Origin of the sequence: Idiomarina sp. ST20R2A10, assembly GCF_051842345.1 — a bacterium.
Classification (GTDB): domain Bacteria; phylum Pseudomonadota; class Gammaproteobacteria; order Enterobacterales; family Alteromonadaceae; genus Idiomarina; species Idiomarina loihiensis.
This window is the reverse complement of sequence record NZ_JBNIEY010000002.1, coordinates 125,626-145,211: the sequence shown is the minus strand read 5'-3', so window position 1 is coordinate 145,211 and position 19,586 is coordinate 125,626. Positions and strand designations below refer to the sequence as shown.

General features: G+C 46.9%; 24 protein-coding genes and 1 pseudogene. 14 read left to right on the top strand and 11 right to left on the bottom strand.

All coding sequences use genetic code 11. The features are described 5' to 3' along the window. Positions 1 to 9: 9 nt before the first annotated feature. The 5 genes from ACP7H9_RS04875 to ACP7H9_RS04855 form a co-directional block, all read right to left on the bottom strand. Positions 10 to 753, bottom strand: a complete 744-nt coding sequence (locus ACP7H9_RS04875) for a GNAT family N-acetyltransferase (RefSeq protein ID WP_439222287.1) — start codon at positions 751 to 753, stop codon at positions 10 to 12. Then, positions 750 to 1,202, bottom strand: a complete 453-nt coding sequence (locus tag ACP7H9_RS04870; protein ID WP_286823065.1) for a DMT family transporter — start codon at positions 1,200 to 1,202, stop codon at positions 750 to 752. The genes ACP7H9_RS04875 and ACP7H9_RS04870 overlap by 4 nt, the downstream gene beginning before the upstream one ends. Further along, positions 1,199 to 1,825 (bottom strand): nitroreductase family protein, encoded by a 627-nt coding sequence (locus tag ACP7H9_RS04865; RefSeq protein WP_439222286.1) that lies wholly within the window; start codon positions 1,823 to 1,825, stop codon positions 1,199 to 1,201. The genes ACP7H9_RS04870 and ACP7H9_RS04865 overlap by 4 nt, the downstream gene beginning before the upstream one ends. 93 nt (positions 1,826 to 1,918) lie before the next feature. Continuing rightward, positions 1,919 to 2,536, bottom strand: a complete 618-nt coding sequence (locus ACP7H9_RS04860; protein ID WP_439222285.1) for a Crp/Fnr family transcriptional regulator — start codon at positions 2,534 to 2,536, stop codon at positions 1,919 to 1,921. Further along, a complete protein-coding gene (locus ACP7H9_RS04855; RefSeq protein WP_439222284.1) occupies positions 2,533 to 2,871 on the bottom strand; it encodes a VOC family protein in 339 nt (112 codons plus the stop codon). The genes ACP7H9_RS04860 and ACP7H9_RS04855 overlap by 4 nt, the downstream gene beginning before the upstream one ends. A gap of 139 nt (positions 2,872 to 3,010) precedes the next feature. Between ACP7H9_RS04855 and ACP7H9_RS04850 the strand changes: the two genes are divergently transcribed. The 8 genes from ACP7H9_RS04850 to ACP7H9_RS04815 all read left to right on the top strand — a co-directional run bounded on the left by ACP7H9_RS04850 (position 3,011) and on the right by ACP7H9_RS04815 (position 7,256). Beyond that, positions 3,011 to 3,547: a DUF4269 domain-containing protein gene (locus ACP7H9_RS04850; protein WP_439222283.1), complete on the top strand. Its 537-nt coding sequence runs from the start codon at positions 3,011 to 3,013 to the stop codon at positions 3,545 to 3,547. Between the two features lie 91 nt (positions 3,548 to 3,638). Then, positions 3,639 to 3,920 carry a type II toxin-antitoxin system Phd/YefM family antitoxin gene (locus tag ACP7H9_RS04845; RefSeq protein WP_114982226.1) on the top strand — a complete coding sequence of 94 codons (282 nt, stop codon included), beginning with the start codon at positions 3,639 to 3,641 and terminating at the stop codon, positions 3,918 to 3,920. Further along, positions 3,917 to 4,213, top strand: a complete 297-nt coding sequence (locus ACP7H9_RS04840; protein ID WP_439222281.1) for a type II toxin-antitoxin system RelE/ParE family toxin — start codon at positions 3,917 to 3,919, stop codon at positions 4,211 to 4,213. Before ACP7H9_RS04845 ends, ACP7H9_RS04840 begins: the two co-directional genes overlap by 4 nt. Before the next feature lie 5 nt (positions 4,214 to 4,218). Next, a complete protein-coding gene (locus ACP7H9_RS04835) occupies positions 4,219 to 4,557 on the top strand; it encodes a thioredoxin family protein (protein ID WP_439222280.1) in 339 nt (112 codons plus the stop codon). Between the two features lie 383 nt (positions 4,558 to 4,940). Continuing rightward, positions 4,941 to 5,486 carry a GNAT family N-acetyltransferase gene (locus tag ACP7H9_RS04830; protein ID WP_286823071.1) on the top strand — a complete coding sequence of 182 codons (546 nt, stop codon included), beginning with the start codon at positions 4,941 to 4,943 and terminating at the stop codon, positions 5,484 to 5,486. 80 nt (positions 5,487 to 5,566) lie between these two features. Next, the gene (locus tag ACP7H9_RS04825; protein WP_034822333.1) at positions 5,567 to 5,878 is read left to right on the top strand and encodes a cupin; all 312 of its coding nucleotides are present in this window, start codon (positions 5,567 to 5,569) and stop codon (positions 5,876 to 5,878) included. Positions 5,879 to 6,066: 188 nt separating this feature from the next. Then, on the top strand, positions 6,067 to 6,273 hold the full coding sequence (locus ACP7H9_RS04820) for a ParD-like family protein (protein WP_011235294.1): 207 nt from the start codon (positions 6,067 to 6,069) through the stop codon (positions 6,271 to 6,273). Positions 6,274 to 6,329: 56 nt separating this feature from the next. Further along, a complete protein-coding gene (locus ACP7H9_RS04815; RefSeq protein ID WP_231378589.1) occupies positions 6,330 to 7,256 on the top strand; it encodes a diguanylate cyclase in 927 nt (308 codons plus the stop codon). A 29-nt stretch (positions 7,257 to 7,285) separates the two neighbouring features. Here the strand turns inward: ACP7H9_RS04815 and ACP7H9_RS04810 are convergent, their stop codons facing one another. Beyond that, entirely contained in the window at positions 7,286 to 8,602 is a 1,317-nt protein-coding gene (locus ACP7H9_RS04810; RefSeq protein ID WP_414653836.1) for a methyl-accepting chemotaxis protein, read from the bottom strand. A gap of 171 nt (positions 8,603 to 8,773) precedes the next feature. Between ACP7H9_RS04810 and ACP7H9_RS04805 the strand changes: the two genes are divergently transcribed. Then, on the top strand, positions 8,774 to 9,349 hold the full coding sequence (locus ACP7H9_RS04805; RefSeq protein WP_011235291.1) for a hypothetical protein: 576 nt from the start codon (positions 8,774 to 8,776) through the stop codon (positions 9,347 to 9,349). Between the two features lie 32 nt (positions 9,350 to 9,381). Here ACP7H9_RS04805 and ACP7H9_RS04800 read toward each other — a convergent pair whose 3' ends face one another. Then, a complete protein-coding gene (locus tag ACP7H9_RS04800; protein WP_286830231.1) occupies positions 9,382 to 10,815 on the bottom strand; it encodes a sensor histidine kinase in 1,434 nt (477 codons plus the stop codon). Then, on the bottom strand, positions 10,812 to 12,173 hold the full coding sequence (locus ACP7H9_RS04795; protein WP_439222279.1) for a sigma-54-dependent transcriptional regulator: 1,362 nt from the start codon (positions 12,171 to 12,173) through the stop codon (positions 10,812 to 10,814). Before ACP7H9_RS04795 ends, ACP7H9_RS04800 begins: the two co-directional genes overlap by 4 nt. Positions 12,174 to 12,391: 218 nt before the next feature. On the opposite strand from ACP7H9_RS04795, the gene ACP7H9_RS04790 reads away from it, so the two are divergent. The 4 genes from ACP7H9_RS04790 (at position 12,392) to ACP7H9_RS04775 (ending at position 17,086) form a co-directional block, all read left to right on the top strand. Then, positions 12,392 to 13,642 carry an efflux RND transporter periplasmic adaptor subunit gene (locus ACP7H9_RS04790; RefSeq protein ID WP_439222278.1) on the top strand — a complete coding sequence of 417 codons (1,251 nt, stop codon included), beginning with the start codon at positions 12,392 to 12,394 and terminating at the stop codon, positions 13,640 to 13,642. 11 nt (positions 13,643 to 13,653) lie between these two features. After that, positions 13,654 to 14,379: an ABC transporter ATP-binding protein gene (locus ACP7H9_RS04785; protein ID WP_439222277.1), complete on the top strand. Its 726-nt coding sequence runs from the start codon at positions 13,654 to 13,656 to the stop codon at positions 14,377 to 14,379. Then, positions 14,372 to 16,783, top strand: a complete 2,412-nt coding sequence (locus tag ACP7H9_RS04780; protein ID WP_439222276.1) for an FtsX-like permease family protein — start codon at positions 14,372 to 14,374, stop codon at positions 16,781 to 16,783. The genes ACP7H9_RS04785 and ACP7H9_RS04780 overlap by 8 nt, the downstream gene beginning before the upstream one ends. Positions 16,784 to 16,903: 120 nt before the next feature. Further along, positions 16,904 to 17,086: a hypothetical protein gene (locus ACP7H9_RS04775; RefSeq protein WP_439222275.1), complete on the top strand. Its 183-nt coding sequence runs from the start codon at positions 16,904 to 16,906 to the stop codon at positions 17,084 to 17,086. Here ACP7H9_RS04775 and ACP7H9_RS04770 read toward each other — a convergent pair. The 3 genes and pseudogenes from ACP7H9_RS04770 to ACP7H9_RS04760 all read right to left on the bottom strand — a co-directional run. Beyond that, positions 17,073 to 17,369 carry a HigA family addiction module antitoxin gene (locus ACP7H9_RS04770; RefSeq protein WP_110013915.1) on the bottom strand — a complete coding sequence of 99 codons (297 nt, stop codon included), beginning with the start codon at positions 17,367 to 17,369 and terminating at the stop codon, positions 17,073 to 17,075. The two genes, ACP7H9_RS04775 and ACP7H9_RS04770, sit on opposite strands and share 14 nt — an antisense overlap. Continuing rightward, positions 17,369 to 17,647 (bottom strand): type II toxin-antitoxin system RelE/ParE family toxin, encoded by a 279-nt coding sequence (locus ACP7H9_RS04765; RefSeq protein ID WP_439222274.1) that lies wholly within the window; start codon positions 17,645 to 17,647, stop codon positions 17,369 to 17,371. The genes ACP7H9_RS04770 and ACP7H9_RS04765 overlap by 1 nt, the downstream gene beginning before the upstream one ends. An 82-nt stretch (positions 17,648 to 17,729) precedes the next feature. Beyond that, positions 17,730 to 18,221 (bottom strand): annotated as a pseudogene (locus ACP7H9_RS04760) (DNA ligase); the annotation flags it as partial. Positions 18,222 to 18,556: 335 nt separating this feature from the next. Here ACP7H9_RS04760 and ACP7H9_RS04755 point away from each other — a divergent pair. After that, a complete protein-coding gene (locus tag ACP7H9_RS04755; protein WP_439222273.1) occupies positions 18,557 to 19,537 on the top strand; it encodes a hypothetical protein in 981 nt (326 codons plus the stop codon). Positions 19,538 to 19,586 lie beyond the last annotated feature (49 nt).

The window sequence follows — 19,586 nt, the reverse complement described above, 5'->3', positions numbered from 1 at the left end:
CGTAAAAAGCTATGTAGCGTCAATTTTTATGAAATTATGAATGGCACCTAACGAGCGGTAACCCAGGGATTGATAAAGAGGCTCTCCCATAGCTGATGCCTGCAGTTGAAGGGTGGTGATGCCAGCGTCCAGTGCGTATTGCTCAAGTAACAGCATGGCGTCTCTGGCTAATCCTTTGCCTCGATAGCTGTTCAGTACACCCACCTGATGAATGCCCATTTGTTGCTCCTGAGTAAATGTCATGGCGGTACCCGCTACGTGCCCCTGATACTTGATAAAGTACAAGTGGGCCCCGCCAAGTAACAGGTTCTGCACCGATGACGACTCAACCTCATAACCAAAACATGCGCCGGTGGTCTTCGCCCATTGTTGCGCTTGTTTATCTTCTATTGGCTCTAACGTTAGCTTGGGCGCGGGGTCTGAATGCGCGGATGTATTCAGGGTTTTCACCATCATTTGCTGGCTAAAACTGGGGGTTAACTGCGACGGTAGCAGGAGTAACCCCGTTCCGGCCTTTGGTAACAGCATTTCGGGCATGGATAAGATATGAGAGTCAGAGGCTTTTGTACTTAGTTCGGCCACCAACTGCTCCTTTTCTGCTTCCGAGTAACTGCCCGGTTCGCACCATATTCTGCGCGGCCATTGTTCTAGCCTGTAAAATTTAGCGCCAAGGTTGGTGGTAAATTGCTGATAAGGCTGCATGCGCCATAGCTGGTGTAAATTATAAAGATTCTGCTGTTGCTCGGTTGTCATTGCCGTGCCCCCATATTAATTAAAAATACCCCGGCGATAAGAAAACAAGCGCCAATTAAGCGATAGCTGTTAAGCGCAATTGCGGTATTCCCTAAAAATCCAAAGTGATTGATGATCATGGCGCCAATGAGTTGGCCTGCGAGGGCGTAAGCCATGACTTGTCCCACACCCAATTTCGGTATTAGAAAGTACATGGTGCCGACACCAAAGCAGGTAAAAATGGCGGCAACTAACCAGAAGTACCAGGGCAGGCTAAAAAACGTAATGCTGGTGCGCTCGCTAAAGCCCCACAGAGCCAAAGCAGAGAACAGCGCGCTAATGGTAAAGGCTATAGTCAGCGACAAGAACGTATTGTGCGCCAGTTGCCCCATCATGGCGTTAATACTGGCCTGAATGGATATTGACATGCCCGCCGCAATAGCCAATACCACAAGTATTGTCTGGGTCATAAAACAACCTTAAATTTCGATAGTGGCTGACGGACTTTTTTCTGGAACTGGGTTGTATCTGCCTCGCTGCGATAGCCTACAGGGCAGGCGAATACGGTGCTAAGACCGAGTTCTTTCAGCGAGAGGATATTGTCATAGGCTTCATGCTCAATGCCTTCCATTGGACAGCTGTCGACTTCGAGTTCAGCCGCAGCCAGCAAAAACGTACCCAAGCCAATATAGGCCTGACGCGCTGCCCATTCTCTGCGTTTTGCGGCCGACATGGCCTGTAGCTTTTGCGTTAAATAATTACGGGTATTCTCCGCCTCTTCGTTGGTGAGCTGGCGCTGCTGGCTTAATTCAGAAATATAAGGGTCGACAATGTCTGCAACCGCCCCTGTTTTTGCCGCAAATATGACCAGCGCTGAGCTGTCCGCGACTTTCTGCTGCCCAAAAGAGTGATTAACCAACTGCTCACGTAGGCCTTTGTCGCGAATAACCAGTGTGCAGTAGGGTTGCAGGCCGTAAGACGAGGCTGTTAAACGGGTGGTGTTTAAGAGTTTATCGAGAACGTCGTCAGCGATGTCGGCACCAGAGAAGTCGGCGGTGGCGTAACGCCATTGTTGTAATTTTTCCAAGTACATTCAGAGCTCCTGTTAGCTTCTATTGCTGCAAGTGAGCTCTATTATTCAGATGCCCGGGAAGGGCCGCATTAACATAGTTTAATAAATGGAAAATTACTTAGGGTTTTGTAATTGCTTGCGTAACCGTGACAATTGCACCGGTGTTATACCCAGGTGAGAGGCAATGTGGTATTGAGGCACCCGGCTAACAAGATGCGGAAGTTGTTCTACAAAAGTTTGGTAACGCTTGCCTGCCGTGGTTTGACCAAAGGCATTTTCGCGCTCGTCTTTTTCCAGCAGCCAGTTCTTTTCTAAATAGAGGATGTGATAACGCATTAAGTCAGGGCTTTGCTCCAGCAACTGCCGATAACCATGAAAGTTAATTTGTAGTACGGCTGAGTTTTCTAAGCATTCAACACTTAATGCCGAAGGCGTAGCCGTTAACAACGAGGTCATGCAGGCGGGGAACTCACCTTCACTAAAAAACCGCTTATTGTACTCCTGACCGTTTTCATCCAAATGAAACACCCGCGCCAAGCCTTTATGGATAAAGCTAAAGCTGTCGGGATGCTCACCCACAGAATAAATTAAGTCGCCACGAGCGTATTCGTGATAACTCAGCAAGCTCTGAAATTTCTGCCAACAGCTTTCCGTAATGACATGATAGCTGTCCATGCGGGCACGTAGGTGCTTGAGGGCGTCGTTTGGTATTTGTGTGACTACTCTGATCATACCGCATACTCGTTGCCGCTAGGGCAAGTAAATTGAAAACGCCGGCCACCGGGAAAATCAAATATAGGCTTAATGATTTTACCCCCTGCGTCCTCAACGCTTTTCAGGCTTTGCTCAAGGTCTTTGCTGTATAACACCACCAGCGCACTGCCGCTCGACGTTTGAGCAACTAAGTCGGATTGGTAAAAGCCACCGTCAATTCCGGCATTTTGAATAGCCGCGTATTCTGGACCATAGTCTACAAACTTCCAGCCAAAAGCTTGCTGAAAGAAGCGCTTGGTTGCTTCAAGGCTCCGCGCCGGAAGTTCAATGTAATTAATTTTGGTTGAGTTCATGGTGTGCCTCGCATAGGGCCTTTTGAGAAACAATTTTACCTTTAGTTCCAGTTTAACCTAACGCTGATTTTTATCAGTATTATTGCTCATTTATTGTTGTATCGGCACAATATAGATAGATGCTATATGAATCCCAAAAATGGCCAAAATGAATAGCAAGATCCTCCGTGCCAACAAAGCGATAGAAGAATCGGGAATTCTGATTAAACTCAACGCATATTCGCCGGAAGTTGTTAGTACGATATTTGTTTCTCTGGATACGAAGGAAAGCGACATCGATATCGTTTGTACGTACCAGGAGCAAGAAGCGTTTATCGAGGCATTTGAGTCGGCATATTCCGGCTATGAAGCATACAGCATGCGCCCACGCAAAGATCACGCTTTAGGTCAGTTTCACTGTAACCAATTTTTAATTGAAGTCTATGCGTCGAAAACCCCAGTGGAGTTGCAGGCTGCATATCGCCACTATCAGGTTATGAAACGCCTTGTAAAAATCGGCGGCAATGAGTTCGTTGACAGGATACGGCAGCTTAAAGAAAGCGGTCTCAAAACCGAGCCTGCCATTTGTCGGGTTATGGGAATTTCCGGAGACCCCTACGCCGCAGTTCTTGAACTGGAGCACTGTTCTGAAAAGGAGCTTACCAAGTTGCTTAATTTCGCTCCGGCATCTCTTTAGCAGAGCGCTGGTTTTTCCTACAGATACCTTGCTTGCTTCCAAGTCCTATTGTACTCTTTAATGTACAATAAAAAGTACTGAGGTGATTTCCATGTCAAGGGTTCGAGTAGATGAAGATATCCGCCCTCTGTCTGAATTTCGTGCAGGGGTAGCCACATTCGTAAAGCAGCTCCATGAAAACCGTCGTCCTATGGTGCTGACACAAAGAGGTCGAGGCGTTGCAGTACTGGTGGATGTTCACGAATATGAGAAAATGCAACAACGTCTGGAAATACTAGAAGAGGTGTACAAGGCGGAAGAACAGATTGCTTCCGGGAATGGTATTTCGCATGAAGATGCGAAGGCTCGGGTTTTGAGTAGGCTTGCTCAATGAAGATTATCTGGTCCCCGCTTGCGCTCGAGCGTTTAGAGGACATAGCCTGGTATATTGCAGAAGATAATCCGGCGGCTGCGATACATTGGGTTGATGATTTATTTGCCACGGTTGAGCGGTTAGCTGATTTTCCTAAAAGTGGGCGCATGGTTCCTGAGGTGGGCTCATCTCGCATTAGGGAGCTGATATTTGGATCGTATCGGGTTATTTACAACATCAAAGATCAGGTTGATGTTCTGACTGTGCGTCGCAGTAGCCAGCTATTGCGAATGTCCGAGCTTGGTGAGGAGTAAGTGGGATGAAAACCGATGATATTGGCTCTAACTCCGATTACGCAGAAGAAGCGTTTACCTTTGAACAAACTGGCGAGTTATCCGGTGACGTTGTACTTGAGTTTGGCGCGCCCTGGTGTGGACACTGTCAGGCGGCAAGTTCTGCGATAAAAGAAGCAATAACTGAATATTCAGGGCTACGTCATATTAAAATATACGACGGCAAGGGCAAACCGCTGGGGCGCGCGTTCAAGGTAAAGCTTTGGCCGACTCTGATACTCTTGCACAATGGCAATGAAGTGGCTCGTCTAGTTAGGCCATTAAGTTCTGACGAGGTTCGTGAATTAATTTCGAAAGTCGACTAGAACCTGTTAACAAGTGAAGGCATCGGACGCTGGAAACTGAGCCGCTGTGCTTAAAGCGTTATACGTGTATAGGATAAAAAGTGGGCTGGATACATTTTCTTGAAGCATATTTCTCAGTCACCTATGTTGGGATGGCGGTGGGTGTATTGTATTCAATTTACGCAGCCTATTTCAGCGCGAATTCTCGGACAGGAAGCCTTCTATTAAAAGTAAAGCCACCGCTGTCCGTAGTTTACGAATGCGTTGTTAACGCCTTTCGATTCGGGTTCTACACCTTATTAGGGCTCGTGGCCCTGGGCTTTATTGCCAGCATAGTCTTATCCTTGTGGGCAATAGTAAAAGAGATAAGCATTTAGCAAACATGGCATCAAATGACATGAATTATGATTAGAACGGAAAGACTGATACTTCGGCAATGGGATGACGAAGACCTCCTGCCCTTTTCGCATATGTGCAGTGATAAGGACGTGATGGAGTTTTTTCCGAAGCTTTTAACGGAGGAAGAAAGTTACAGCGGGGGAAGACGAATTCAGTCTCTCATTGCTGATCGAGGCTGGAGCTTCTGGGCTGTAGAGCTCCCTGGTCAGAGTAAATTTATTGGATTTGTCGGGCTGCATACCCCCAAAGAAAATATGCCGTTCTCACCATGTGTTGAAGTTGGCTGGCGCCTGGCGAAACCATATTGGGGAAAGGGTTATGCGACTGAAGCAGCTAAAGCGTCACTGCACTATGCTTTTACTCACTTGGGTTTAGAAGAGGTGGTCTCTTTTACAACAGCGCACAACATGCGTTCTCAAGCCGTCATGAAAAAAATTGGAATGTCCTATGCCTGTAATTTTAAGCATCCGGACTTAGAACCTTCTCACCCGCTTTGCGAGCATGTTTTGTATAAGATAAACAGAGAGCAGTGGGAGCAACATTCCTTATAATTTAGCCTGTACGGTGACGTTTATTTTCGTCTCCACTTCGCTGACGCATTTTTAAAAGTAGCAGTAGGGAGGATAATAAATTGGAAGTCATTAGAAGTAAGCAATTCACAGCAGATAAGGCATGGGGTGCAAAAGATATTGCCAACATGAACGGCGTTACCACTCGATTGCACTGGACAGATCAACCTTATAAGTGGCACGTAAATGACGGCGAAGAGGTTTTCGCTGTAATGGATGGCACTGTAGAAATGCTGTACAAAGAAAATAACGAAGTGAAATCTGCGACACTAAACGCTGGGGACATTTTCTTTGCTTCAATTGGTACCGAGCATGTTGCTCACCCCAAAGGCCAGGCTCGAATTCTGGTGGTAGAACGTGAAGGCAGCGTATAACCAAGCGTTTACTAAGTATGCCGGGGCGCTATACATTTAATGAAACCCAAATATTGGAGTAACAATACTACTACTGTTTTCGTATGGAACACTTCAGCAAAAAGAAGAAGGCATAATAAGCGCTAACATTGCAAGACTCCCATTTTGAATATATGATTCGTATACAAATCATATATTCAGGGGCTGCTATGGGAATTGTCAAAATTGATGACGAACTGCATGGGGAAATTCGCAAGGCGAGTGCAGTTATGGTTCGCTCTATTAATGCTCAGGCCGAGTATTGGATAAAAGTAGGTATGCTTGCTGAGGCGAACCCCAACATGTCTTTTTCGGATATCATGCGCGACCAAATGAAGTTGGCCGACGTAGACATAAGGAAGGCTGTTGGTGGCTAGTGTAAAGCTGAAAAGTACTGACGAATTAAATGTCATGCGTGAGTCAGGCCGTCTTCTTGCAATGGTTTTTGACCATCACTGGCACTGTTAAACTTCGAAGAGACATAAATTTGGATTCCTTAACTAACCAACAATTGCAGGCGGGTATTGCAGAACTTGACCATGCGATTTATCTCCATGATCAGTGGTACAAAAATTTGCTGCGTGTATTGGTTTCTCGGGTATCACCCGAGCAATCAGATTTGATGCCAGATGCACATCTAAAATGCGCTTTCGGGAAATGGTATGAAGACCACTCTGAAAGTTTTTTTATTGAAAGTCAGCAGCTTAAATCACTTTTTGAAGCACATAAAAAAGTACATAGTGGTGCGCGACATTTATTTCAGCGGATTTCGAATGGTTTAGTTATTCCTGTTGATGACTGGGACAATTTCGAAAGTGGTCGAGAAAGAATGCGGCGAGAAATTTGGGCGGCACGACATGAGTTTGCTGAAACCCTTAAAAATAGAGACTCACTGACCGAAGCTCAAACCCGAACCGGCCTGCTTGCAGACCTTCGAAAACAGCACTCTCTTGTTCTTAGGGGAAAGCAAACGTATGCACTGGCTATGTTGGATTTTGATCATTTCAAGAGGATCAACGATTCATACGGCCATGCTGCTGGTGATACGGTGCTAGCCTCAACCGTACAATGCGTAAAGTCCCACCTTCGGCCATACGACAGAATTTATAGATATGGCGGTGAGGAGTTTATTATCTGCATGCCCAGCACAACCCTAGAGCAAGCCGGTGAGATGATGGAGCGACTGCGCTTGGCTATCTCAGAACAGCATTTTGAATTTGGTGATATTCAGGTGACGGCATCCTTTGGGGTCACAGTTCTGAGGGAATCTCAAACCGTTAAAGAGTCAATAAACTGTGCTGATAAAGCGATGTATGAAGCAAAGAGCGCCGGCCGAGATCGTGTGGTGCTCGATGTTTAACATCGCTGTCATGACTTAATCAGGCATTACTATAATTCATTGGCAAAGCGTTCTACAGCGTTGACCACCTGCTTAGCTCCTTCCCGAATCTCGACAATGACGGCTCCCGACTGGTTGGCTAATTCCAGGCCTTGTTCTGCCTCCTCTCGGGTACTGGACATTTGACGCATCACCTCATCAGAGAGAGTTTGGTTTTTCTCGACTACTCTTACAATCTCTTCTGTGGCTTTACTGGTGCGGGCAGCCAGATTCCGAACCTCGTCGGCAACCACGGCAAACCCGCGCCCTTGTTCACCGGCTCTGGCGGCCTCAATAGCGGCGTTTAGTGCCAGCAGGTTTGTCTGCTCTGCGATGCCACCGATGGTTTGTACTATGGCGTTTATCTGCAGGGACTGTTTACCCAGCGCTTCAATGCTTTCGCTCGTCCCTTGCATTTGTCTGGCTATCTGCTGCATGGTTTCGACCGTCTTCTGAACCACAGCGGAGCCTTTTTGAGCGCTTACATCAGTTTGTTGTGAAACGTCGTAGGCGACGCTTGCACCTTCTCTTACCTGAGCTTCCCGTTCCACTTGGTCGGTGACCACGCTGGCAAATTTCACAACCTTAGATAAGTTGTCCTCGGCGTCGTACACCGGGTTATAAGTTGCTTCAAGCCAGACTTCTTGACCTCGGCTGTCGACTCGCTTGAAGCGGTCCGCTACGTACTCACCGTTGTTTAGTTTTTTCCAGAAGGCGGCGTATTCGGGCGACTGAACCTCTTCTGGTGTACAGAATATACGGTGGTGTTTGCCTGCAATTTGTTCGAGCCGATAGCCCATGGCCTGCTGAAACTGTTCGTTTGCGGTAATTACGGTGCCATCAAGGTTGAACTGAATAACCGCAGTGGAGAGGATCAGTGCATCAATGAATGCTTCACTCTCTTTTTTGCCTTCAATTGTTTTGGTTACATCGCGGCCATATCCCTGCACATGGGATAGTTTGCCGTCCGGGTTCTGTATCGGAAGCCAACTGATACGAAGCCAGGCAAGGGAGTCATCAGCGCGCAAGTAGCGGTAGTCATCGCTTATTGGTGCGAGCTTTGCAACGGCCTGATTAAAGTCTCGAAAACAAGCTAGTTTCGGGACGTAAGCTGGTACAATCTCTGACATGGGTCGCCCTAACAGCTGTTCGCGCTGGTAGCCTAGAACATCGGCAAAGCTTTGGTTTACGGCAGATATGCAGAAGTCGGAGTTCAGTGTGATGGACAGCATGCCACGATCCATCTGGCTAGCCAGTTGGCGGAGCATTGCTAATTCTTTACGCTGATCTTCGAGTTCATTTTTGAGGCGGCGATTAAACATCTGGATATTCCAGTCAACAATAATCCATCTTTATCGGCAGGTCTAACCAGCTCTTGAGCTTACGGGCAAGAAAACGCATGAGTATGTAGCCTTTATTGTAAAAGATGTTGCTACTGCGCAGATGACTGCGTACTTTAAAATATTTGAAAATCGGCTACACGGTGTCGAGACCTTATTATGAAACGACTGACAATTTTGACAGCTCTGGCCTCTTTATTGCTCGCTGGTTGCGGGCATTACAACTATGCCGTAAAGCGGGATGGGTCACCTGTTCCCTATAAAAATAAGTATGCTGACAATGATGACAACCCGTACGAGTTTTACAGCACTCTTTATAAAGTAAACGCAGACAGTCGGTTTAGCGATTTGGTCGAGATTACGCATTTGAACGATGTGTACAATAGTCATCAAGGAACGCCAGAGTCGACCCGGAGAAAGTCATTTTTAAGCTTCAACTTGAGTGATGAGTCCGGCGTAGAGCTTATACCCGAGTCGGTGGTTCTGGAGCACTATTCTGAATCGGGTGAACGCATCATACCGTCAAAGGTTGAGTCCACTGTATCTAAATGCGCGGGTAAGGTGGGTTGCCGGGAGTCTGTTGTTATGCACTACGAAAAAGGTATGCCTGAAAAGCTCCTGGAAAAAGTCAGTTTTAAGCTCATCGTTAATGGAAAAGAAAAGACGGTGTCTTATACGCTTCCACTGGAGTACAAATATCAATATTCGTTTTGGGACGTTATGATGGGAGTTTAAATGGGTATGAATGACGTTATTATTTAAACCGCTTACCCGAATACACACCGAAATTGCCCATGCTGGCTTTCGTTGAGGAGTAACAGGTTGCCACCCTGCGATAGCATAAGAGAGCGAGCGAGAGGCAAGCCGATGCCGGTACCGTCTGATTTGGTAGTGAAGAAAGGCACGAAGATGCTGGCGGCGGCTTGTTCGCTGATACCTGAGCCGTTATCGATGATATCAAGACAGGCAATCTGATCGATGTGTTGTGCGACTAATCTGATTTGTCGGCGAGCCTGACCCAAGGTGGCTTCGCTGGCGTTCTTAATAAGGTTTATCAGTACTTGCTCGAACAGTCCCGGGTCTACCATTACCTCGAAGGTTGGAGAAATATCAATACTCACTTCGATGTTGGCGCAGTCCTCTTGCATTAACAGTAAAACCTCTTCCACTTGAGATCGTAAATAGGTTGCTTCTAGCCTCGTGTTAACCGGTGTGCTGAGGGCTTTAAACGATTGAATAAATTGTGTCAGATGCTGGCCACGTCGACTCACGGTGGCCAGTGCTTCTACCAAGTCTTCACTGCCTTTGACACCGTTGTTGAGCATGTCAGCACTGATGCCTTCTGCACTTTGAGTCAGTGACACCATGGGGGCAATGGAGTTTGCAATTTCGTGAGTAAGCACTTTAACCAGTTGCTGGTGGGCTTTCACCTCGTGCGCAACTAGCTGCTTTTCAATACTCTGCAGAGTGAGTAGGGTGCGTTGCTTACCTTGATTAAAGCTCTGAATAAGAGTGTAGATAAAGGTTTCTTTGTGGTTGGGATAGTGCCAGATGAGTTCACCGCGGCTGCTTGCTTTATGCTGCTGCAGAAGCTTGCGCAGATTGCCGATATTGTGCTGCTCTTGAGTTTGCTCTGCATCTTGGTGGGCTGCTTGCGTTGACACTGAGTTTTCAGTGGTCGATATGCCATTGCCGGAAAGTGTTTCTTGCCAGGCACGAATAAAGCTTAACCCGAGTAAACGCTCTGCTGCTGGATTAGATTGGTCTATGTAGCCTTCGTCAGTGACTTCAAGTACCGCAATATCCAGTTGTGCAATCAGAGCCTTGAGGTAATTGGCCTGAATTTCAGCAGCATTCCGACTGCGGGCCAGTTCTTCCTGTACTTCTGTTAGTAAAGGCTGAATGTTCGGTGCGCTGGCATGGCTCAGACTGGTATCCCGGTTAATTAATGATTTCAGCACCTGGACTATCTGGCTATGCTGTGTGGTAAATTGACGCCGAATCATCATTATTGATGTCAGTGCGATGATTACAAATAACATCATTACAGCCGGGCCTGGCAGAAACCACTGAGTAAACAGTTGGTTTGGCTCGGCTAATGAATCATTAAGCTGGTTGTGTAGCCAATTTGCTATGACTCCTGAGACAAACAAGCCAACGGAAATAATGAGCGTCATCAACCATATTATTATGGTCTTCATAAGCCGTATTTCTCCATCCGTCGGTACATAGCGCCACGAGTAAGGCCGAGTGCTTTAGCTGTGTGACTGATATTCCCCCGATAGAACTGTAGTGCTTGCTGAATGGTTTTACGCTCAACGTACTCAAGCAGGAATGGGTTGGCTTCGGCGTCGTCGGTAGCTAAAGGTAGGCTATCGTTGGTTTTTGTATTGCCCGCTAAGGGGGCGAACTCAAGATACTTTTCATCGGCGAGTACCACGGCGCGTTCAATGCTATGCGCTAGTTCACGTACATTGCCAGGCCACTGGTAGCTGCGCAGCCATTTGCGATCCGAATCTTTAATATTCAGCTCGCTGCGACCGTAGTGGGCGGTATAATGGTCGCAATACCAGTCGAGCAGTAAGTCAATATCGCTGCCGCGTTCACGCAGCGGTGGTAGCTGTATTTCCACCGTGTTGATGCGGTAGAACAGATCCTGACGAAACAAGCCATCGGCGACCTGTTGGTGCAGGTTTTCGTTGGTTGCGCTAATCAAACGGATATCAATAGGTGTTGGCGTGCTGGCACCCAATGCAGTAACGGAGCGATTTTGCAGCGCGGTGAGCAGTTTACCTTGCTGAACCAAAGGCAAATTACCCAGCTCATCGAGAAACAACGTGCTCTGACTGGCATGCACCAGACGTCCGGGACTGTCCTGCGTGGCACCGGTAAAAGCGCCTTTTTTATACCCAAACAACTCACTCTCAAACAAGTTATCGGGCAGGGTTCCCATATCGACACTGACAAAACGCTGTTTACTGCGCTGAGACAGGTAGTGGATTTGCTGCGCGACCACTTCTTTACCCGTTCCACTTTCTCCCAGAATCAGTACATTAGCGTCACTGCCGGCCACTTTTTCGATCATTTTCTTAACGGCACGCATCGGCTCGCTGTTACCAATGAATGGCGTTTCATCGTTAGTAGGCGTGGAGGGCGAAGATGAATTATCAACGGTTTGAGAATGGGCGCTTTTAAGCGCACTCTCTACCGCCGTAATTAATTGCTGGTTATCCCAGGGTTTGGCAATAAAGTCCTTTGCACCAAGGTGCATAGCTCTGACTGCCAAACTGACATCGGCGTAAGCCGTCATCATTATCACCGGCAACTCAGGGTGAGTTGCTAGGATCTGCTTTAAATAGAAAATACCTTCTTCGCCACTGCTGGAGTCGCGGGTGAAGTTCATGTCGAGCAGCACCAGATCAATTTCATTAACTTTAAGTACACCCATCAATTCGGTTGGGTTCACTAAAGTCAGCACGTCATCGACATGGTGTTTTAGACACAGCCGACACGCAGTAAGAATGTCCTGATTATCATCAACTACTAATACGCGAGGCATACAGGCCCTTATCTTTGACGCCTTTATAAAAGGCTATCTAAGCGGAAATTGGTCAGCGGGTCAAAGAAAGATTTACCGGTATCCATGAATGGACACCTGGGTGTGTCATCAGTGGACACTTGAAATTCGATAAAATATTAACTTATTGATTTTTATAATGTATTTAATTGGCACGAAATTAGTATAACTCACGGCATGATATAACCGCGAGATAGGCTATGGACAAACAATTAAAGAAGAAACGATTCCCTCTTAAGATGCTTGGCATGACGGGTCTCATCCTGGTTTTGAGTGTTGCCGTCGCGTGGCAGCTCAACTCTTCAGAAAGCCGTTTACGCAGCACTCTCACGATGCAGGACATTAGTCTTGCTACTGCCAAGCCTCGTGTATTACGTGAAAGTATTAGCCTGCGTGCCAGTGCCGTACCACAGCAAACCGTGTTTTTAGATATCACCGATGGTGGACGAGTAGAAGAGCGGTTTGTGGAGCAGGGCAGTTACGTCGAGAAGGGTGAACCTTTGGTACAACTGAGCAATACTAATTTGCAGTTAGATTTGATCAGTCGGGAAGCTCAGGTCACTGAACAGATGAATTTTCTGCGTAACACCCAAATGACCATGGAAACCAACCGACTCAACTTACAGCGCGATATTCTGGATTTGAAATATCAAATTCAGACGCTAAAACGGCATATTGCTCAAAGCGAAGAATTACACGCTCAGTCGATGGTGTCAGATGAAGATCTGACCAGCCTGCGAGAAAAACTGTATTACCAGCAAAGCCTGCTCGAACTGGCTCGTCAGCGTCAAACCACAGAAGAAAAGATTCGCGAACTGCAATTAAATCAGCTAGAAGACAGTGTCGACATGCTGACACGGAACCTGGAATTTGCCCGCCAGAATGTCAATAACTTACTGATTCGTGCGCCTATTAGTGGCTATTTGAGTGAATTTAACGTGGAAAAGGGAGAAGCTCGAGAAGCGGGCAGCCGTCTTGGTCAGATCGACTTGCCTGAACGCTACAAGCTGGTCGCCAGCATCGACGAGTTTTATCTCAACCGGGTGCAGCTGGGGATGGCTGCCAGCGCAGAGGTTGGAGGAAGAACACTGGATTTACAGGTGGATCGTATCGACAGTCGGGTCACCAGTAGTCAGTTTCAAATCGAGTTTAACCTCACCGACGACATTCAGATGACCCGCGGCCAGTCTTTTAATTTGACGTTGCACCTGGAAAAAGACGAGCAGCAGCGCTTGGCTATTCCGCGCGGCCCGTTTTTACAGGAAGGTGGTGGGCACTTTGTTTACGTGTTTGATGAAGAATCGCTTAGCGCAGTGCGGACTCCAGTGCGCCTGGGGCGTCAGACTCCGCAATGGGTCGAAGTTTTAGAGGGTGTGTCTGAGGGCACCAGAATCATTACATCAAGCTATCGCGACTTCCAACAAGCCGATAGTATTCAGTTACAACAATAAGGATAACCGCTATGAAAGATTCACTCATCAGCCTGGATAAAGTGTCTCGTGTATTTCGTACGGAACAGCTTGAAACCACGGCGTTGAATGCCATTAACCTGAATATCCAGGCCGGTGACTTTGTCGCCATTATGGGGCCTTCAGGTTGTGGTAAGTCAACCCTGCTGAGTATCTTAGGCATGCTGGATTCGCCAACCTCTGGTGCGTATCAGTTTAAAGGAACTGATATTGCTGCTTACAATGAGCGTAAACTGGCAGATTTGCGTAAATCTGCGCTCGGATTTGTGTTCCAGAGCTTCAATTTGATTGACGAACTGAGCGTACGTGAGAACGTAGAGTTGCCACTGCAATATCTTGGTCAGGCCAGGCAACAGCGACGCGCCCGCGCTGAGGAAATTCTTAAGCGAATGAACATTGATCATCGTGCTGACCATAGGCCGATTCAGCTCTCCGGTGGTCAGCAACAGCGGGTGGCCGTAGCGCGGGCTTTGGTGATTAACCCTGCGGTTATTCTCGCCGATGAACCAACCGGGAACCTTGACTCGAAAAATAGCGACGATGTGATGCAGCTATTACGTCAGCTCAATAAAGAAGGCACCACCATTGTCATGGTGACTCACTCCGAGCATGAAGCCCGCTATGCCAGCCGTATTGTGCGTATGCTGGATGGACGTATTGTCTCTGAAAACGTGAGCCACAGCAACAATGAAGCTGCTGGTGAGGTGAGCCATGCGTGAGCAAATTTCTATGTTCGCCAGTTATATAAAAACTGGCTTGCGTGCGCTGTTGCGCCAAAAAGTTCACCTCGCGCTGAATTTAATTGGGTTATCGGTAGGTTTAGCCGCTGCTGTATTGATATTGCTTTATGTGCAGTTCGAGCGTGGTTATGACCAGATGCACCCACAGGCTGAACAAACCTACCGGGTTGAACAATTCTTTGTGCCGTTAGAGCAGCGCTTTCCTATTAGCAGCCCGGCCATCATCGATGAGTTTCAGGCGTTTGACTCGCGCATTGAAGGCACCCGAATGTTTAAGGATTCGGTGAGTGTACGTCCGCAAAACGCACGTTTGCCATTAGAACTTGAGTCCTTAGCCATAGAGCCTAATTTTATAGACTATTTTACCTTTGACACTATCGCTGGTGGTCTTGATAGGGTTCTCAGCGACCCTGGTTATATCGCTTTGTCGCTTGAGCAGTCTCGCCGTTTATTTGGCCGTAGCGACAGTGTTGGCGAGATACTGACCAGTGAGAATCGAGTGTTCACGGTAGCCGCTATTATTGAGCTTCCAGAGCAAAGTCACTTTCATGTGGACTCCTTACGTTTAGTCTCTGAGGAGAGTCTGGGCGAACCTTTGAGCCTGAACAACGCTTATGTGTATGTGCGGATTCCGGCTGATGTTCATCTTGAACGGCTACTGGAAAGTGTGTCACTGGCACTGAATGATAAGGCCTATAACGGTCAGGCTATGTCGCATATTCGCTTACGCGCCCTCACCGACATTCACCTGCATTCGCAACTGGCGCATGAATTTAAAACCAACGGTTCGCAGGCGACCTTGCTAACGGCGTCAGTGCTGGCTGGGTTATTGCTGTTGGTCGCGAGTATTAATTTTATCAACATGAGTATTGCCCGCTCGGGGAGCCGCGCTAAAGAGGTTGGTGTAAGAAAAACTTTAGGGGCTAGCCGCTGGCAGTTATTTAGTCAGTTTATGGTTGAGTCGCTGATGGTGACCTTCATTGCAGGTTTTATTGCCGCAGTAATAGTAGAGCTCAGTGTTGGGGCCTTTAGTGGGTTGGTAAACCGACCCATTAACCTTGAGTATTTGGGGAGTTTCGGTGCGCTGTTGTTGCTTTGCAGTACCATGATTGGTTTGTTAGCGGGTATTTATCCGGCGCTGTTTATTTCGGCGTTTAATGCCAAACGGGTACTGAGTGGCGATTTGCAGCGTGGTACTACCGCGGTGTGGGTGCGCAAGGGGTTGTTGGTGGCGCAGGGGGCTATTACCGTTGCTCTGCTAATTGGTAGCGCGATACTTCAGCAGCAGCTTGATATTTTGCTCAATCAGGACACGGGTTATCAAACCGAAGCACGACTGATGGTGCATGGTATTAATAATGAGCAACTGTTGTGGTCAGATAATCAAAGCTTGATGACAGATATTGCCGCTGTGCCCGGCGTGCTTGCTGCCAGCGCCATAGATATTGACCTTACGGATACCTACTCACAGATAGCAACATTGCGAATTCCGGGGCAGACTGAAGCTGATCGTCTGCCGCCGGTTGCGAGTTTTGGGGCGGGCTATAACATTGTTAAAGCCACCGGTTTAAACTTACGTGCCGGACGAGATTTTGATCCGAACCGGCAGGCCGACTGGTTTAGCATGGGCGAAGTGCGAGGTACCGCGTCGGCAATTATCACGACGTCACTGGCGCGTCAGGCTGGCTACAATAACCTGAATGAAGTGATTGGTGAGCACTGGATGGTTGACGACATGATGCCGACAGAGCTTCACATTGTCGGCGTTGTTGATGACTTTCAGGTTGGTACTGCGCTGCGGCGCATGGAACCCGCGGTTATTATTGCCGGGCGTTCACCGATGGCATTTGGCAATATGATCATTCACCTGGAGCCCGCCACGGCGCTGAGTACACGCGCGGAAATAGAAGCCATGTTGCAGCAACGACTCAACCGCATGGACATACGTACCTCCTGGCTCGGTGCTGATTTCACTGCCATGTACCACAACCAGCAGCGGCAGCGCACCATCATTATGCTATTTGCAGGCTTAGCGATACTACTCACCTGTGTTGGACTGTTTGGTCTTGCAGCATTTAGCGCAGAGCAACGCAGCAAAGAAGTTGCGATGAGAAAAGTACTTGGTGCTAAGCGCATGCAAATCGTTAATACGTTAGCTAAAGAGTATATGGTGCTTATGGCCATTAGCGTTTTAGTTGCGTTGCCCGGTACCTATTTTTTAGTTGAGTGGTGGCTCTCTGGATTTAATGTGCGTGCAAGTCAAAGCGAATTTTTATATATAGGTGCTGCGGCGCTTACTTTTGCTATTTGCTGGCTTACCGTAGCAGGCATTAGTATGCGGGTGGCCAGCCGTAAGCCCGGATTGGTCTTGCGACAGTTTTAATGGTGGTTATTAAGCCGCAGAAATGCGGCTCTTTAGCCGTTTCAAGTTAAAAAATTGTTAATTTTCATTTTTTAACTAAATCTATTAACTGAGCATAAAACCTGAATTAGGGAAATAACCATGCAAGCGCGCACAAGAGTATTGCTGGCTTTATTTTTTCTTATGGCTGCTGTTGCCTGTTACATTGTTGGAATGAACGCTGGTGGCTTCGCATTTATTTTAGTCGGACTGGTTTTTGAAGTATTGTTCTGGGTTGGTGTTTTTACCCGAAAAGAGAACTTAAGTTCCGCTATACAACCGTAAGATCAAGCTTTTGAACCTTATCTAAACTTAAGTTTTTTCCGGCATGCCATAAATCGTATGCATCCTGCATCGCTAGCCAACTCTCCGGGCTTCTGCCCAAAGCTTTCGATAAACGCAACGCCATTTCAGGGCTTATACCACTTTGGCATTTCAAAACTCTGTTTAAAGTGGATGGAGAAACATTTAACTTTGTAGCTAAATACCGGCAACTCAAGCCAAAAGGCTGCATATAAGTTGCTAGAATAAATTCGCCTGGGTGGGCTGGGTTAAACATAATAGACATCAGTGATAATCCTCGTAATTAAGTAGATATACATGACCATCACGAAACTCGAAGGTTAAACGCCAGTTGCTACTAACCGCTATCGACCAAATATTTTTTCGACTACCTTTTAACGGGTGGAGTTTGTATCCCGGAATGTCGAGATCTGAAACTTTCATAGCTGTATTTAATGCCACTAACTGCATGCGTAACCTTGCTGCATGGTTCGCTTGAATTCCACGAGTACTTCCAATTTCGAAGTAAAGCCTCAGTCCTTTGTGCTTGAAAGTTTTGATCATGAGCTCTTAGTGTAGCGTGTTGCGCAACGTTGTCAATTTGTGGTTTCTTTGTATTTTTTGCATACGCACCGTGTCTAAAAGCTTATTCACCCTCTACAACCTCCCTAATTCGTAAAAAGCTGGCAAAGCGTGGCACGCCATTACTGGTGTAGCCGTGATACTTGTAGGTAATGATACTGCCGACAGGCGGAGGGTTAGCGCGTTCGGCGTCGGTGAAGCCGGTGCCAATAGAAAATTCAATGCCTTGCTGATTGCGCACGCGCAGCGCACCGAGCATGTCGGTGTATTTACCTTTGCCGGGTAAATGCGCGATGACCTCGGCCTCATCGTCGAAATAGGGTTTTAATTTTAATAAAGCATCGCTTCTGCCCGACTGATGAAGCGCCGTTGCTAAGTGCAGCATTAGGCCTTCTGCGCCATGCTCAACCATAGCTTTCAGGTGTTCGCTTAACTCATGATTGGAATGAAACCGTTGCTGCTTAACCGGCCTAATATGCTCAGCGTTTATTTGCTCAATTAAGCTTGAATAATTTTTGTATCGCTCCTCGAAAGGCAGTTGCGCGTCAGGCATATCTTATAAAACCTTTGTAAGACTTACAGTTCTGTAAGTCATTGAAATTATTAACTTGTCATTAATGTAAGACTTTTCGTATTTTTCCATGGTTATAGTACCCTCTATATATCGCTACTTCTTAACTTGAACTACCAAATCTACTGAATAGGTTTTTGGAAGTTGTGATTGTCAGTTTTGCGCCAAGAGTTAGCCATTCCAATTCTTCACCTTTACCCGTTGACCTCATTCAACCAAACTATCTTCCATCGTCACTCCGCTCCCTACTGTCTATAGAATACCTAATTCTACTGCTCAAGTTCACTTGAAGCTTGACAAGTCAAGCGTATTACGTAAATATGCCGATTCACGTAAATACAAAAGAAACGTTAAATGGTGACTTTATGGAATTTCGAGCCCCCTCAGCTGCTGCCGAATTAAACGCAAGAGGCCTTGAGTATTTGACTAAAAATTTGAGTGACCCGAAAGCTGGAAGCCAGCTGTTTGTCAGTCTAAGAGAGCAGCTTGGTAATTGTGTGGAAAGTTACCCAGACTGGCATCCAATTCTGAGCCATCCAGAACAAAGTCGAACTATACATGTTTCCTCAATAACTCAAGTTAAGCAATACGAAGGAATTGACCATAATACTCTATTCGTAAGAGGGTTCGTGACTTGCCCGTATTCAAAGGACATGTCGGACAAGCTGGTAGAACGAGTTAATGCGATAACGGGGTTGAGCGCTTGGCACCTCGATGGCCCTCTGTATAGCGACCATGCCTACCCAGTAGTCGTTGAGGCGCTCGACGTAGAACTTGAGGCTGATGGAACTATTCGTAGTCGGGATGCACTAGCGTGGTGCGCTGAACAACTAGTCAAAGGAGCTAGAGATGCTCAGGTAGCTGAAACTTGGTGGAATATGAGACGTCATATCCTCGGATCACCTCATGGCTCTAGATCATCGTTAATAGTGAACCAGTTTACTGGTGGGCATATGCGTAAGTTTCTGGAAGCTTTTAACGATAGTGGTATGTATGGACCTATTAAAGAATGGTTATTAGATATGCTTTCGGAGAAAAAGAGAAAAAAAATTAGTGAGACTCTTATTGAAGCAGCACTTAACCAAAGAGATAAACTAGGTAACAGCTTTGAGTTCGAGTTACGTGGGGAATCCTGTAAAGCAGAGATAAGAGATACATTCGGAGATGGTGAAGAGCTCTCAATAAGAGTAACGATTGGAGAGTCCGATTTAGTAACAAGCGGTTTTTTCTATCAGAAAAGCAACACCCTTCAGGTTAGTGATCCAAATGGTAAGCGTGTTTTAGCCGAGAAGTTTCTATAAGATAACGGGGTAGAACTCGAAGCGGACGTCTGCTTCATCGGTTTGAAAA